Source organism: Streptomyces parvus (genome assembly GCF_014648875.1).
Taxonomy (GTDB): Bacteria; Actinomycetota; Actinomycetes; order Streptomycetales; family Streptomycetaceae; genus Streptomyces; species Streptomyces parvus.
The window spans coordinates 380,668-395,013 of the sequence record NZ_BMRY01000003.1; the positions used below are offsets into that span (position 1 = coordinate 380,668).

General features: G+C 71.0%; 14 protein-coding genes. 3 read left to right on the forward strand and 11 right to left on the reverse strand.

The window, feature by feature from the left end:
• Positions 1–192 precede the first annotated feature (192 nt).
• Entirely contained in the window at positions 193–1,773 is a 1,581-nt protein-coding gene (locus IE140_RS11985; protein WP_150197078.1) for a DHA2 family efflux MFS transporter permease subunit, read from the forward strand.
• A gap of 124 nt (positions 1,774–1,897) precedes the next feature.
• Positions 1,898–2,800, forward strand: a complete 903-nt coding sequence (locus tag IE140_RS11990; protein WP_373296157.1) for a TetR/AcrR family transcriptional regulator — start codon at positions 1,898–1,900, stop codon at positions 2,798–2,800.
• 27 nt (positions 2,801–2,827) lie between these two features.
• On the opposite strand, the gene IE140_RS11995 is transcribed toward IE140_RS11990, so the two are convergent.
• The 5 genes from IE140_RS11995 to IE140_RS12015 form a co-directional block, all read right to left on the reverse strand.
• A complete protein-coding gene (locus tag IE140_RS11995) occupies positions 2,828–3,862 on the reverse strand; it encodes an NAD(P)-dependent oxidoreductase (RefSeq protein WP_229826753.1) in 1,035 nt (344 codons plus the stop codon).
• Between the two features lie 7 nt (positions 3,863–3,869).
• Positions 3,870–4,340: a PPOX class F420-dependent oxidoreductase gene (locus tag IE140_RS12000; protein WP_093440904.1), complete on the reverse strand. Its 471-nt coding sequence runs from the start codon at positions 4,338–4,340 to the stop codon at positions 3,870–3,872.
• 101 nt (positions 4,341–4,441) lie between these two features.
• On the reverse strand, positions 4,442–5,260 hold the full coding sequence (locus tag IE140_RS12005; protein ID WP_093440902.1) for a YceI family protein: 819 nt from the start codon (positions 5,258–5,260) through the stop codon (positions 4,442–4,444).
• 301 nt (positions 5,261–5,561) lie between these two features.
• Positions 5,562–8,015, reverse strand: coding sequence for an MFS transporter (locus tag IE140_RS12010; protein ID WP_483027950.1), 2,454 nt, complete (start codon positions 8,013–8,015; stop codon positions 5,562–5,564).
• A gap of 127 nt (positions 8,016–8,142) precedes the next feature.
• The gene (locus IE140_RS12015; protein WP_032764703.1) at positions 8,143–8,655 is read right to left on the reverse strand and encodes a MarR family winged helix-turn-helix transcriptional regulator; all 513 of its coding nucleotides are present in this window, start codon (positions 8,653–8,655) and stop codon (positions 8,143–8,145) included.
• 314 nt (positions 8,656–8,969) lie between these two features.
• Between IE140_RS12015 and IE140_RS12020 the strand changes: the two genes are divergently transcribed.
• Positions 8,970–9,185 (forward strand): hypothetical protein, encoded by a 216-nt coding sequence (locus IE140_RS12020; RefSeq protein ID WP_032764704.1) that lies wholly within the window; start codon positions 8,970–8,972, stop codon positions 9,183–9,185.
• A gap of 18 nt (positions 9,186–9,203) precedes the next feature.
• Here IE140_RS12020 and IE140_RS12025 read toward each other — a convergent pair whose 3' ends face one another.
• The 6 genes from IE140_RS12025 to IE140_RS12050 form a co-directional block, all read right to left on the reverse strand.
• Complete coding sequence (locus IE140_RS12025; RefSeq protein ID WP_150197081.1) at positions 9,204–10,058, reverse strand: hypothetical protein; 855 nt, start codon at positions 10,056–10,058, stop codon at positions 9,204–9,206.
• A gap of 119 nt (positions 10,059–10,177) precedes the next feature.
• Positions 10,178–11,044: an RNA polymerase sigma factor SigF gene (locus IE140_RS12030; protein WP_030579030.1), complete on the reverse strand. Its 867-nt coding sequence runs from the start codon at positions 11,042–11,044 to the stop codon at positions 10,178–10,180.
• Between the two features lie 234 nt (positions 11,045–11,278).
• A complete protein-coding gene (locus IE140_RS12035) occupies positions 11,279–12,136 on the reverse strand; it encodes an RNA polymerase sigma factor SigF (RefSeq protein ID WP_225683368.1) in 858 nt (285 codons plus the stop codon).
• 254 nt (positions 12,137–12,390) lie between these two features.
• Positions 12,391–12,684 (reverse strand): Dabb family protein, encoded by a 294-nt coding sequence (locus IE140_RS12040; protein ID WP_006126122.1) that lies wholly within the window; start codon positions 12,682–12,684, stop codon positions 12,391–12,393.
• Positions 12,685–12,694: 10 nt separating this feature from the next.
• Positions 12,695–12,859, reverse strand: coding sequence for a hypothetical protein (locus IE140_RS12045; protein WP_006126123.1), 165 nt, complete (start codon positions 12,857–12,859; stop codon positions 12,695–12,697).
• Between the two features lie 443 nt (positions 12,860–13,302).
• Positions 13,303–14,286 (reverse strand): phosphotransferase family protein, encoded by a 984-nt coding sequence (locus IE140_RS12050; protein ID WP_150197083.1) that lies wholly within the window; start codon positions 14,284–14,286, stop codon positions 13,303–13,305.
• Positions 14,287–14,346 lie beyond the last annotated feature (60 nt).

Sequence of the window (14,346 nt, forward strand, 5' to 3'; positions counted from 1 at the left end):
GGCCGGAAATCGCGCACTTGGTCAGAAAACTTGTCAGGTCAGCGTCGAGAACCGTACCGCCGGGTCGGCTGTCGGGTCCCGGCGGCGCGACGGGGCCGGCTCGAAGAAATCGACTTGTACGCCGTACAGGATCGTCTTACGGTGTACAAGAAAGAGTCCCGTACGCCGTACGACCACGACCGAGGAGCCCGTATGACGGCGCCCGCCGCAGAGCGACCCGACACCTCCCACCAGGGGCATCCGCAACGCTGGCTGATCCTCGGCGTCATCTGCCTGGCCCAGCTCGTGGTGCTGCTCGACAACACCGTCCTCAACGTCGCGATCCCCTCCCTGACCTCGGAGCTGCACGCCTCCACCGCCGACGTGCAGTGGATGATCAACGCCTACTCGCTCGTCCAGGCGGGTCTGCTGCTCACCGCGGGCAGCTCGGCGGACCGCTACGGGCGGAAGAAGATGCTGATGGTGGGCCTCGCCCTGTTCGGCGTCGGCTCGCTCGTGGCCGGACTCGCCGAGTCCTCCGGCCAGCTCATCGCGGCCCGTGCCGGGATGGGCGTCGGCGGGGCGCTGCTGCTCACCACGACGCTCGCCGTCGTGGTCCAGATCTTCGACGACGCCGAACGCGTCAAGGCGATCGGCATCTGGTCGACCGTCTCGTCCCTCGGTTTCGCGGCGGGCCCGCTGTTCGGCGGATTCGTCCTCGACCACTTCTGGTGGGGCGCGATCTTCCTCATCAACATCCCGGTCGTCCTGATCGCCCTGGCCGCCGTCGTCCGGCTCGTACCGGAGTCGAAGACGGGCCAGGGGCAGCGCCCCGACCTGCTGGGCGCGCTGCTCTCCACGATCGGCATGACCGCCGCCGTCTTCGCGATCATCTCCGGGCCCGAGCACGGCTGGGGCTCCGGCCGGGTGCTGCTGACGGCTTTCCTCGGCGTGGCCGTGCTGGCCGGATTCGTGCTGTGGGAGCTGCACATCCCGAACCCGATGCTCGACATGCACTTCTTCCGGAACCAGAAGTTCGTCGGCGCGGTGGCGGGCGCGATCCTGGTCGCCTTCGGGATGACCGGCTCGCTCTTCCTGCTCACCCAGCACCTGCAGTTCGTCCTCGGGTACGAGCCGTTGGAGGCGGGTCTGCGGACGGCCCCGATGGCGCTCACCGTGGTAGCCCTCAACCTCACGGGCGTCGGCGCGCGGATGGTCCGGAAGTTCGGCACGCCCGCCGTCATCGCGGCGGGGATGAGCTGTCTGGCGGCCGGCCTGGTGGCCATCGCGGTGCTGGGCGGGCGCGACGGCGGGTACGGCGGGATGCTGTTCGGCCTGATCGTGATGGGTGCGGGCGTCGCCCTCGCCATGCCCGCGATGGCCAACGCCATCATGAGCGCCATCCCACCGGAGAAGGCCGGGGTCGGCGCGGGCGTCAACGGCACGCTCGCGGAGTTCGGCAACGGCCTCGGGGTCGCGGTGCTCGGCGCGGTCCTCAACGCCCGGTTCGCCGCGCTCGTCCCGGCCGCCGTCGGCGCCGCCTCGCTGCCCGCGGCCCTGGCCGCCGCCGACGGGCCCGCCGCCCGGGAGCAGATCAAGGACGCGTTCGCGGCGGGCCTGGAGACCAGCCAGCTCGTCGGCGCGGTGGCGGTGCTGGCGGGCGGCCTGCTCGCAGCGCTCCTGCTGCGCCGGGCCGAGCGGATGGAGGCGGCGGGGAAGCCGGGGGCCGAGGAACCGGAGGCAGACGCTTCGCAGGCGGGGGACCGGGCAGAATCGACGGGACCGGCGGCATAGCATCGGAGAAGACGCGCGTACCGGACCGTCAGCGTCCGGTACGCCGTCTTCCGGCGGGCCCGCACGGCCCGGCGTTCGGCAGGACCGCTCGGTGGCCGATCCGAGCACGACGAGGAGAGTGCGCATGGTGTCCGGGCCCGGTTCCGAACCCGATTCCGCGTCCGAGCCGACGTCAGGGCCTGCGCCGTCAGAGTCTGCGCCGTCAGAGTCTGCGCCCGCGCCCGCATCAGCCTCTTCTGCCGGTCCCGCTTCCGCGTCGTCCGGCGGCTCGAAGTACGCCGCCGCGCGGACCAGCGTGTGGCTGGGCCGGACGGCCCCCTCGCGCTCGCGCCGGACCGAGTCCCCGGCGGGTCTGGACCGTAACCGGATCACCGAGGCGTCGGTACGGCTGCTGGACGCCGACGGACTCGCCAAGTTCTCGATGCGCCGGCTCGCCGCCGAGCTGGACGTCACCGCGATGTCCCTCTACTGGTACGTCGACACCAAGGACGACCTCCTGGAGCTTGCGCTCGACTCGGTCTACGCCGAGATCGCCCCGCCCCGCGAGGACGCCGACTGGCAGGACCGGCTGCGCGCCCTGGCCCGCAGCTACCGCGAACTGCTCGTCCGCCACATCTGGATCTCGCCGCTGGCCGGGACGTTCCTCAACATCGGCCCGAACTCCATGCTGTTCTCGTACGCCGTCCAGGACATCGTCCGGGCCACCGGCCTGCCCCTGGAGCGGCAGACGGGCGCGCTCTCGGCGGTCTTCCAGTTCGTGTACGGATTCGGCACCGTCGAGGGCCACTTCAAGGCGCGGTGCGACGCGACCGGGCTCACCCAGGACGAGTACCACCAGCAGGCGATGGGAACGATCAGGGCCCAGCCGCACCTGCGGCAGATCGTCGAGGCGTCCGACGACCTGATGGCGGCCCGGGGCGGCGACACGGTCGAGGAGATGCGCGAGCGGGACTTCGTCTTCGCGCTGGACCTGTTGATCGCGGGCATCGAGGCGGTCCGCGACCGGACGGGGTCCGCGGCTCAGTAGCCCCCACCTGCCTGACGGGTCCTCGGTTCAGTAGCCGCGTCCCGTGTCCACCGTCAGCCCGGGGCGGCGGCCCGTCGTCACGTCCTCCCAGCAGGCGGCGAAGTCCACGGCGATGTCCTCGTCGGTGGTGACCCCCGCGGAGTGCGAGGTGATGACCGTACGGGGCAGCTGCCACACCGGGTCCTCGGGCGCGGCCGGTTCCGCGGGCAGCACGTCCAGCACCGCCCGCCGCACCCGGCCGTCCCGCAGCGCGGTCTCCAGCGCCCCCAGGTCCACGGTCGCGCCGCGACCCACGTTGACGAACGTCGCCCCGCGCACCGCCGCGAACCGCTCGGCCCCGAAGAAGCCCTCCGTGGTGGCCGTCAACGGCAGGGTGGAGATGACCCAACGGGCCTCACCCAGCACAGCCGTGTCCTCGGCGGCCCCGATCAGCCGGTCGAAACCCGGCGGCACCACGCGGTCGGTGCCCGGTGCCGGCCCGTACCGTGTGGTGCGGGCGACGCCCACGGTCCGCACCCCGCAGGCCGCCAGCAGCCGCCCCACCGCCGCGCCGATGCGGCCGGTGCCGTAGACCAGGGCGGTCTGTCCGGCGACGAGTTCCGAGGGAAGGCGCTCCCAGTGCGCGCGGGCGTGCTGCTCGGTGAACTCCGGTACGGACTGGCATTCGGCGAGCATCCAGCCCAGGACGTACTGGGCGATCCGCTCGCCCATCCGGCCCACGGTCCGGGTCAGGAGCGCCGGGGCGGGCCAAGGGCCCCCGGCGAGCAGCGGGTCCGTCCCCGCGTTGACGCTGTGGAACCAGAGCAGCCGGTCCGTCCGCAGGGCGTCGGGCAGTGCGTCGCCCACGCAGAGGAGGGGCGCGTCGGAGGGAGGCGGAACGTCCGTCAGGGGCTCCGCGCGCCGCCCGGTGATCCGCTCCAACTCCCGTACGAGGTCGGGTTCCAGCGAGGACGCGACCAGCAGCCGGGCCCGCGCGAGGGCATCGGGCGCGGGCAGCGGCGGGGGCGGAACGGGCAGCCCACAGGCGAGGACCGAAGGGGGCGGTCCGCTGCTCTCGCTCATCGCGCGGTCAGCTCCCCGGGGCCAGGTGGGCCGGGAAGCCGCCGGTGGCGACGGGGCCCCAGCGCTCCGGGGTGACCCGGATGATCGACTTGCCCTGCTTCAGCATCGCCGCCCGGTACTCGTCCCAGTCCGGGTGCTCCCCCGAGATGTTCCGGAAGTACTCCACCAGCGGCTCGACCGAGTCCGGGGCGTCGATGACCTCCGCCGCGCCGTCGACCTGGACCCACGGCCCGTCCCACTCGTCCGACAGCACGATCACGCTGACCCGCTCGTCGCGCCGCGCGTTGCGGGTCTTGGCGCGCTCGGGGTACGTCGACATGACGATCCGCCCCGAGTCGTCCACACCGCAGGTCAGCGGGGACCCCTGGGGGCGGCCGTCGGCCCGGGTGGTGAGCAGGACCGCCCGGTGCCGGGGGCGTACGAACGCCAGCAACTCGTCGAGGTCCACGGCGGTGTTGGTCGCGATGTTCGGTGCCATGCCCACCACCCTACGACCGGGCCGTGCGACCACCCGGGAAGCGCCCCGCCCACCACCGGCGCGGGCCGGCCCGGCCCACGACCGGGGCGAGGCGGACCGGGTCACGCCATGGGCAGCGCCTCGCCCTGCACCGCCTGGATGTCCAGCTCCACGCGCAGGGTCGTGCCGATCGCGGAGATGCCCGCCTGGACGACCTGGTTGTAGTTCATCGCGAAGTCGTCGCGGCGCAGTTCGGCGGTGGCGTGGAAGGCCGCGCGCACCCCGCCCCACGGGTCGGGCCCGGTGCCGAGGTAGCTCAGGTCCAGGTCGACGGGGCGCGAGACGCCGTGCATGGTCAGCTCGCCGTGCACGGTCCAGCGGTCCGGTCCCGCCGGGTCCAGCGCGGTGGAGCTGTAGGCGATCTCCGGATACCGGTCGACGTCCAGGAAGTCCGGCGAGCGCAGGTGCTTGTCCCGCATGGCGTTGCCGGTGTCGATGCTGGCCGCCCTGATCACCGCGTCGACCCGGGAGCGCCCGACCTCCTCGGCGATCTCGATCCGGCCGCCGAAGTCGGTGAACCGGCCGTGCACGCTGGAGATCCCCAGGTGCTGGGCGACCGCGCCCACCGAGGAGTGCGCGGGGTCCAGGGACCAGGCGCCCGGCGGCGGCAGCTCCACCCCGCCCTGCCGGGCCAGCACGATCTGCCCGGCCTCGATCCGGCCGCTCGCGGTGACGAGGGCGGTGGAGGCGGCGGGGGCGTACCCGACCGCCGTGACGATCACCGTGTACGCGCCGGCCGTCAGGGCGCCGTCCGTGCGGACGGTCCCGTCCTCGTCGGCCGCGGCCCGCAGCACCTGGGCGCCGGTCATGTCGGTGACCGTCACGACGGCGTGCTGGACCGCCCAGCCGTCCCGCGTCCGTACCTGTGCGCGAAGTCCCATCCGTATCTCTCCCAGAAGCCTTGGCTCGATGACTCGATGACCCGCGTGCGACGCCCCGACGACCCGGTGCCCCGTCGGACAGCGACGGAACCTGACGGAACGTGGGGGTCACATGAGTCGGGCCCCGGGGCGGTCACGGCCGGCCGTCCCCTGCCTGCCGTACCCGCCACCGGGGCCCCTTTCCACCCGGTCGCGACAGCCTCTCCGCTGGAAGTGCCGCCCGACCAGGGGTCTTCGCGATCCCTTCACGTGAGCCCGTGCTCTTCACGTGCACAGGAGCACGTGCTCACGTGAGGGACCGTCACTCGCCCGGGTGGGCGAGTTCGATGTCGTGCCCGTCGACTCCCGTACCGCTGACGGTGAGGGAGCCGGCCACCGGCGGGTAGCCGGTCGCGATGACCGAGTACTCGCCCGCGTCCAGGTCGGTGAAGGCGTACGCCCCGTCCTCGCCGGTCGTCGCGGTCGCGACCACGTTGCCCGCCGCGTCGATCAGGGTGACCCGGGCGTCGGCCAGCGGACCCCGGGCGGACCCGGCCCGCACGGTGCCCCGGACCAGCGCACCGGACCGCAGGGCGGCCTCGACACGGGTGACGCCCTGGCCGCCGATCTCCACCGGCAGCGCCAGCGGCCGGAAGCCGGCCGCGTTGACCGCGACGGTCACGGAGCCCGGGATCAGCTCGCCGAAGGCGAACTCACCGGTCGGGCCGGAGGCGCCGGTGGCCAGTACGTCGCCCCGGACGTCGGTCACGATGACCATCGCCCCGTCGACGGGTGCGCCGGACTCGGCGGCCCTGACGGTCCCGGCCAGTCCGCTCGTACCGGACAGCAGGATGTCGAAGGCCAGCGGTTCGTCCCCGACGACCACCGTGGACGCCTGCGGCTGGAAACCGTCGGCGGAGGCGATCAGGACGTAGCTGCCGGAGCCGGGGGCGTCCAGGGTGTAGCCGCCGTCGGTCCGGGCCACGGAGCGCCCGAGCTGCCGGCCGCCCAGCGAGATCAGGGTGACGGCCGCGCGGGCGACCGGAGCGCCCTCGGCGCCGCGCACCACACCGTGGACGGGGGTGCCCTGAACGATGTCCTGAGGGGCTTCCGCCGTGTCGACCGAGGTGACCCCGGCCGCGCCCTCGGAGACCAGACCGGCCGCGCCGACGGTGGCGGGTACGGGAACCTCGGCGGTCTCGACGCCGGCCGGAGCGGGAGCCGTCCCCCGGTCAGACGCCTGGTCCGACGCCTCGGTGGGGGCGTCGTTCGCCGCGCTGGTCTTCAGGGCGACCTCCTTGATGAAGATCGTCACGATGAAGGCGATGAGCGCGCACGGAGCGGCGTACAGGAAGACGTCGCCGACGCCGTGCCCGTACGCGGACTCCATGACCACGCGGAACGGCTCGGGCAGCTTGTCCAGGTCGGGGATGCCCCCGCCGCCGGTGCCGCCGTGGCCGAGCTCGGCGCCCTCGGGGCCGAGCGCGGCGAGGCCGTCCTTGACGTACTGGGTGACCCGGTTGCCGAGGACCGCGCCGAGCGCCGAGACGCCGATCGCACCGCCGAGGGAGCGGAAGAAGGTGACGACGGAGCTGGCGGAACCGAGGTCCTCGGGAGCGACCTGGTTCTGCGTGGCGAGGACCAGGTTCTGCATCATCATGCCGATGCCGAGACCCATGACGAACATGAAGACCGCGACGTGCCAGTACGGGGTGTCGTACCGGATCGTGCCCAGCAGCCCGAGCCCGGCCGTGACCAGGAAGCCACCGGTGACCAGCCACGCCTTCCAGCGCCCGGTCTTGGTGATGACCTGGCCGGAGATCGTGGAGGAGAGGAAGAGCCCCGCGATCATCGGGATGGTCATGACGCCGGACATCGTCGGCGACTTGCCGCGCGCCAGCTGGAAGTACTGGCTGAAGAAGACGGTGCCCGCGAACATCGCGATGCCGACGAACAGTGAGGCGATCGAGGCCAGCGTGATGGTGCGGTTACGGAAGAGGCGCAGCGGAATGATGGGTTCCTTGGCCCGCGACTCGATGAACACGAAGATCAGGCCGAGCAGGACCGAGCCCGCGACCATGACGTACGTCTGCCACGACAGCCAGTCGTACTTGTCGCCCGCGAAGGTCACCCAGACCAGCAGCAGGGAGACGGCGGCGCTGATGAAGAACGCGCCGGACCAGTCGACCTTGACGCCCTCGCGCTTCACGACCGGGAGCTTCAGGGTCTTCTGGAGCACGATCAGCGCGATGACCGCGAAGGGCACGCCGACGTAGAAGCACCAGCGCCAGCCCATCCAGCTGGTGTCGGTGATGACGCCGCCGAGCAGCGGGCCGCCGACGGTGGCGACGGCGAAGACCGCGCCCAGGTAGCCGCTGTAGCGGCCGCGTTCGCGCGGGGCGATCATCGCGGCCATGACGATCTGCGCGAGGGCGGAGAGACCGCCGACGCCGATGCCCTGGACGACGCGGCAGGCGATGAGCATGCCGCTGCTGGTCGACAGACCGGCGACGACCGAGCCCAGGACGTAGATGACCAGGGCTATCTGGACCAGCAGCTTCTTGCTGAAGAGGTCGGCGAGCTTGCCCCAGAGCGGGGTGGTGGCGGTCATGGCCAGCAGCGAGGCCGTCACGACCCAGGTGTAGGCGCTCTGGCCGCCGCCGAGGTCGGAGATGATCTCGGGCAGGGCGTTGGAGACGACCGTCGACGACAGGATCGCGACGAACATGCCGAGCAGCAGCCCGGTCAGCGCCTCCATGATCTGCCGGTGTGTCATCGGCGTGCCGTCGGAGGCGCCGGAGGCGTTGCCGCCGCCGTGCCCTCCGTGCTTGGCGTGGCCGCCCCGCACACCGGTGGGTGTGGTCGTAGCCATTGAGTTCCTTATCCGTGCGTATTTGCTTCTGTTACACAGGTGTACGGGCGTGAGCCTCGTCGCCGAGGCCGGTCCTGCACTCGCCGGTGTGACGTCCGGGGACGCAGCCACCGGATCCGCGACAGGCGAAGCTGTCGCGCAGCCGGGACAGCAGCGCGATGAGCCGGCCGACGTCGTCGTCGGACCAGTCCTGGAGGTTGTGGGCGAACACCTCGGTGGTCCGCCGGGTCAGTTCGTCGAGCTGTGCGTGGCCGCCAGGGGTCAGCCGCAGGATGCGGGACCGCTTGTCCGCCGGGTCCGGGGACCGTTCGATCCAGCCGCGATCGGCCACATGGGCCACGTGGCGACTGGTCACCGACATGTCCACGGACAGCAGCTCGGCGAGCCGGCTGATCCGCATCTCGCCGTGCCGGTCCAGGAGGGTCAGTACGGCGGCGGATCCCGCGGGGCATTCGGGGGGAAGCGCTCGGGCGAGCCCCCTCTTGACGGCCCCGACGGCGCTGAGCTGCCGGGCCAGTTCCTCGTAACTACTCCGTGCGGCCACGGGAACCCCCAGCACACTCACGACTATGTTGTTGCTTAGGGCAACGATAGAAGCTGTTGGTTGCTACAGGCAAACGAAAACGGCCTTGCAGAAGTAAAGGAAGGCAAAAGCCTCCGTAGGGTCGAGGTCAAGCGCGGGTGCCGCCGGTCTGCTGCCGGTCTCCGCTCCTTTGTCCGTGTGATTTTCGGACGATCTTTAGGCAATCCTCGGGCGATCCTCGGGCGATCTTTGGATGCGCCGCCGCAGGTAGAGAGGGGTGCCCGGATGGCCCCGGGGGTTGGGCCGGGAGCCCGAGTTCGCTAGGGTCCTGCCCCATGGCACACAACCCCCACGCCCCTCAGCCGGGCCCCGAGGGCAACCACGACCCGGCGGGCAGCACGCAGATGTTCCGCGCCTTCGTCGACGAGGGCGAGCCGCAGCGCCGGCAGCAGCCCGCGGCGACCTCGTCCGGGCCGAGAGTCGGGGTGATCGCGGCCGTGATCGCGGTCGTCGTCGTTCTCGGTGCGGTGGCCTGGCTCGCACTGAGCTGACGAGACGCCGTGTGGGGGTCACTCCCACACGGCGGACACGTCCTGGGTCTCGACGCGCATCCCCAGCGGGACCCGCCAGGACTCCACGCAGACGGTGTACGTCTTCGAGCGCGTGGATCCCGCGCCGATCGGGGCGGGCAGGGGCTGGGACGAGGTGATGGTCGCCCAGTCGACGCCGAGGGCGCCGATGATGTGCGTGGCGAAGGTGACGGACCCCGAGCGCGCGGGGGAGCCCCCGGTGTTGCGGAACTCCACGGTCACCTTCTCGCACCACCGCTTGTCCGCCGCCGCCCGCTGCGGGGCGCTCAGCGTGAGCGCGGCCGGGGTCGCGGGCGGATCGGAGGGCTTCGGGCTGCTGGGGGTGCCGGGACTGCCGGGCCCCGGAGGCGACGGGTTGCCCGTGCCCCCGCCGCCCGGCTTCGAGGGCCCGGAGGGGTCCGCAGGCCGTGAGGGGGCTGCCCCAGGCCCGCCGGACGAACCGGCAGCCTGGCGCCCGCCCGGCGGCGTCGTACGCGCCCCGCCGGACCCGCCCTGGGCGTCACCGGACCGGCCGTCACCCGGGGAGCCGGCGCTCGGCGACGCACCGGGACCCGGTGACGTACCGACGCTCGGTGACGTACCACCGCCACCACGCCCCCTGCCCCCGGCGCTCCCGCTCCCGCTCTCGTCGAGGGGGGTGAGCGTCACGTCGCCCGAGGGCACCCCGTCCGGGGGAGGCTTCGAGCTTCCGGCGGCCGCGCCCACGGCCGTGTAACCGTCACCCGGCCCGCTGCCGCAGCCGGACAGCAGGCCGGTGCCCAGGCACAGCGCGGCCGCCGAGGCGGCGATGGCGGTGCCTCGGCGGCCGGTGGAGCCGTATGTCTGACGTCGCATCGCGTCAGTGTGTCTGACGCCCCGTCACATATGAACCCTCGTGAACCACTTTTCCGACGGTCCGACGGTCCGGTGGCTCTTCGGTTCCCCGGTTCTCCGGTTCTCCGACGACTCTCGGCTCAGTCGGCGATGAGCCCTTCCCTGAGCTGCGCGAGCGTGCGGGTCAGCAGCCGGGAGACGTGCATCTGGGAGATGCCGACCTCCTCGCCGATCTGCGACTGGGTCATGTTCGCGAAGAAGCGGAGCATGATGATCTGGCGTTCGCGCGGGGCGAGTTTGGCCAGCAGCGGCTTGAGCGACTCGCGGTACTCGACGCCCTCCAGCGCCGTGTCCTCGTACCCGAGGCGGTCGGCGAGCGAGCCCTCGCCGCCGTCGTCCTCGGGGGAGGGGGAGTCGAGCGAGGAGGCGGTGTAGGCGTTGCCGACGGCGAGACCGTCGACCACGTCCTCCTCGGACACCCCGAGGGCGCGGGCCAGCTCCGGGACGGTCGGCGAGCGGTCGAGCTTCTGCGCGAGCTCGTCGCTGGTCTTGGTCAGGGCGAGCCGCAGCTCCTGGAGACGGCGGGGGACCCGCACGGACCAGGAGGTGTCGCGGAAGAAGCGTTTGATCTCGCCGACGACGGTGGGCATGGCGAACGTCGGGAACTCGACGCCGCGTTCGCAGTCGAACCGGTCGATCGCCTTGATCAGGCCGATCGTGCCGACCTGGACGATGTCCTCCATCGGTTCGTTGCGGCTGCGGAACCGCGCCGCGGCGTACCGCACCAGCGGGAGGTTCAGTTCGATCAGTGTGTCCCGCACATAGGTCCGCTCCGGACTGTCCGTTCCCTCGGGGCCCGAGGCGGGGCCGAGCGCGGCGAGCCGCAGGAACAGGGAGCGGGACAGCGTGCGGGTGTCGATGGCTTCCGGCGAGCTGGTGAGCACGGCGGGTGCCGGCACGCTCTTCGTGAGCGTGAGCACCTTCGAGCTGCCCTGTTCTTCGGACATGCCACCCCCTTGAGGTCGCGGACGGTCGCGGTGGCCGCGACCATCGGAGGAACGCAGCCTCCACCTGAATACCGGAGGTAGGGCTGCGGCAAACGCGCTTCGAGCAGAATGTCACATGTCGGCAACACGCTGTAGTGACATGTCGACAAGTCAGCGCCGAATCCGCCCTGGAAACAGGGGGTGTAGCCCTTTTATGCCGTCAGAACTGCTCTGTGGACGGTCTACCCGTTCCGGTTACGCCTCGATCCTGTTTGCGGATCTCAGTCGGGCGAAACTTCGGGCGAGGAGCCTTGACACGTGCATCTGGGAGACGCCCAGCTCGGCGCTGATCTGAGACTGGGTCAAGTTGCTGTAGTAGCGCAGCAGGAGGATGCGCTGTTCGCGCTCGGGAAGCTGGACGAGGAGGTGCCGGACAAGGTCGCGGTGCTCGACACCGGCGAGCGCCGGGTCTTCGTAGCCGAGCCGGTCCAGCAGCCCGGGCAGCCCGTCACCTTCCTGGGCGGCCTCCAGTGAGGTCGCGTGGTACGAGCGCCCGGCTTCGATGCAGGCCAGCACCTCGTCCTCGGAGATCTTCAGCCGCTCGGCGATCTCGGCGGTGGTCGGGGACCGCCCGTGAGCGGTCGTCAGGTCCTCGGTGGCGCCGGTGACCTGCACCCAGAGCTCGTGCAGCCGGCGGGGGACGTGGACGGTGCGCACGTTGTCGCGAAAGTAACGTTTGATCTCGCCGACGACGGTGGGCATCGCGAACGTGGGGAACTGGACGCCGCGCTCCGGGTCGAACCGGTCGATGGCGTTGATCAGTCCGATCGTGCCGACCTGGACGACGTCCTCCATCGGCTCGTTGCGGCTGCGGAAGCGCGCGGCGGCGTACCGGACGAGGGGGAGGTTCGCCTCGATGAGGGCGGCCCGGACCCGGCGGTGTTCCGGAGTGCCCGGCTCCAGGTTCTTGAGCTGACCGAAGAGGACCTGCGTGAGCGCCCTGGTGTCGGCGCCGCGAGCCCTGGCGGGCCGGGCGGACGGGTCCGGGGTCTCGGTCTGGATGTCGTCCTCGGCCGGGGCGGGCGGGACGGTTTGGACGGCCTGGGGAGGCACTTGAGGCGCTGTACTGGCCGGCACGGTGACGCCACCCCTTTGCGGTCAACTAGTCAACTACGGTCAACTCATCCGTCAAAAGCGGTCATAGCATCACAAGACATGTCCACTGTGTGCAAGCACCGCATAGTGCCGTGTTGACGTCATAAGGGTTTAAACAGAGCAAATGGTCCATAGGGAAACCCCTCGCCGAAACGACGAGGGGTCGGGTGAACCGGGGGCGGGGAGCGGTGGACCGGTCTCCGTGGGCGGGGTCAGAAGGGGTAGTCCGCGATCACCCAAGTGGCGAATTCGCGCCACTGTCCGGCGGCGGCCTGGTGGGCCGGGTGCTCGATGTACCGCTTGAGGGCGTCCTCGTCGGCGACGGCGGAGTTGATGGCGTAGTCGTACGCGATCGGCCGGTCGGTGATGTTCCAGGCGCACTCCCAGAACTCCAGCTCCGGGACCTGCCCGGCCAGCTCCCGGAAGGCCCGGTCCCCGGCGACGACCCGCGGGTCGTCCCGCTCGACGCCGTCGTTCAGCTTGAAGAGGACCAGGTGGCGGATCATCGGACGGCTCCTACTTCACCAGTTCTGACATGAAGTCACCGACGCTCTGCGCGGCGGTGGAAATACCCTCGAACCCTACCTGGACCAGTTCGGCGGCCCGCTCGGGAGACATGATGATCGTGTACAGCACGAAGACCACCAGCATGTAGATGATGATCGTCTTTGCCTTGGCCACAATCCTTGCCTCCCCATCGACCTCACGTGCGATCGGGCGATTGTATCCGCACGAATGGCCGTATCCAGTGGTCGTTTTCGATCACTGATGCGCCTTTTAAGGACCTACGGCCCAGCCATCAAGGCCTTTCGCCGGACCCGGAGAGCCTCGTCGCCCGGCACGATGGACAGCGAGCCCGACGGGACCAGGCAGGACCCGGAAGGCCGGAACAGGGCCTCTCTGTGGGGCCGGCCGCCGCGCGATCCCCCCTGACCGCGACGGACGACCAGCAGGCCCTGTTCTCACCGGGGGAAGCGGCTTGTCCCCCCGATGCCGCTTCCCCCGACCTGACTGCTGGACCGGAGCGCCCGGCCGCCGTACTTCCTCTGTACCGGCGACCGGGCGCTCTGCTGTCCGCATGTCCGCATGTCCGCATGTCCGCAGGGCGCAGGCATCACAACGGTTCAGGCATAACTCTCGAAGAGCGACTCCACGTACCCCTCCAGCCGCTGAGCGAGGACGTCGGCGGTCAGATCGACGCGACCCAGTTCACGCCAGGGGACAGCGACCTTCTCCCCGTCGGGGGCGAAGCCCAGCGCGTCCAGCAGCCGCCAGTAGAGATGGTCGGTGGCGTCTCCGGCCAGGGTTCCTCCCGCGGCGACGTACCGATCGGCGAACCGCATGCCCGCGGGAATCCCGTGCAGCAGAGCGAGGGCCGTCGAGCAGTGCGCCACGTCCAGATCGGCGGGCCCCCAGGAGGTCTCCACCCAGTCCACGACCCCGCTGATCCGGAGATCGTCACCGGTGCCGCTGAAGAGGACGTTCCCCGGGTGGAAGTCGCGATGCAGAAAACACCCCCGGTAGGCGGGAGGTTCGCGGCGGATGACGTCGACGGCCCGTTGCCAGAGCTCGGGCCGCGCGCTGGCCGAGGGCAGGATCACCCGCTCGGGAGAGGCCCAGGCCTGATAGGTCCGGGGACGTTGCCGCGCGGCCACGGGAAGCCGATGAATGCGCACGAGCTGCCGCGCCAGCAGGTCGGCGCGGTCATCGGCACCGCGATCGCCCAGGAGCAGCGCCCCCGGCAACAGGGACATGAGCAGGGAGGGGTGATCGCAGTGCTCGGCCGCCGCGTCCACGGCGACGAGGGTGGCCGCCGGTACGTCCGTATCGCCGAGGAGGCGCAGGATGTCCGCCTCACGGTTCAGCAGGCCCTCTGCGTGCCGAACGTAGAAGGGTTTGACGAAGGACCGCAGAACGAGCGAGCGGGGGCCACCGGGTCCGCCGACATCCAGCCGCCGCATCTCCGACGTCCAGCCACCGCGCAGCGACACGACCTGCTCGATGTACTCCGCCTCGGAGAGCCCCTTCTTCTCCACCCAGGATCGCGTGGCATCCCAGCTCGGACGGTCGCCGGCATCCACACCGATGCTTACTGCTCTCTCGCTCATGGGGGCAGGCTAGCGATCGGCCGACGGATGCGTTCCGTGAACCGGGGCGGTCAGTAAGGC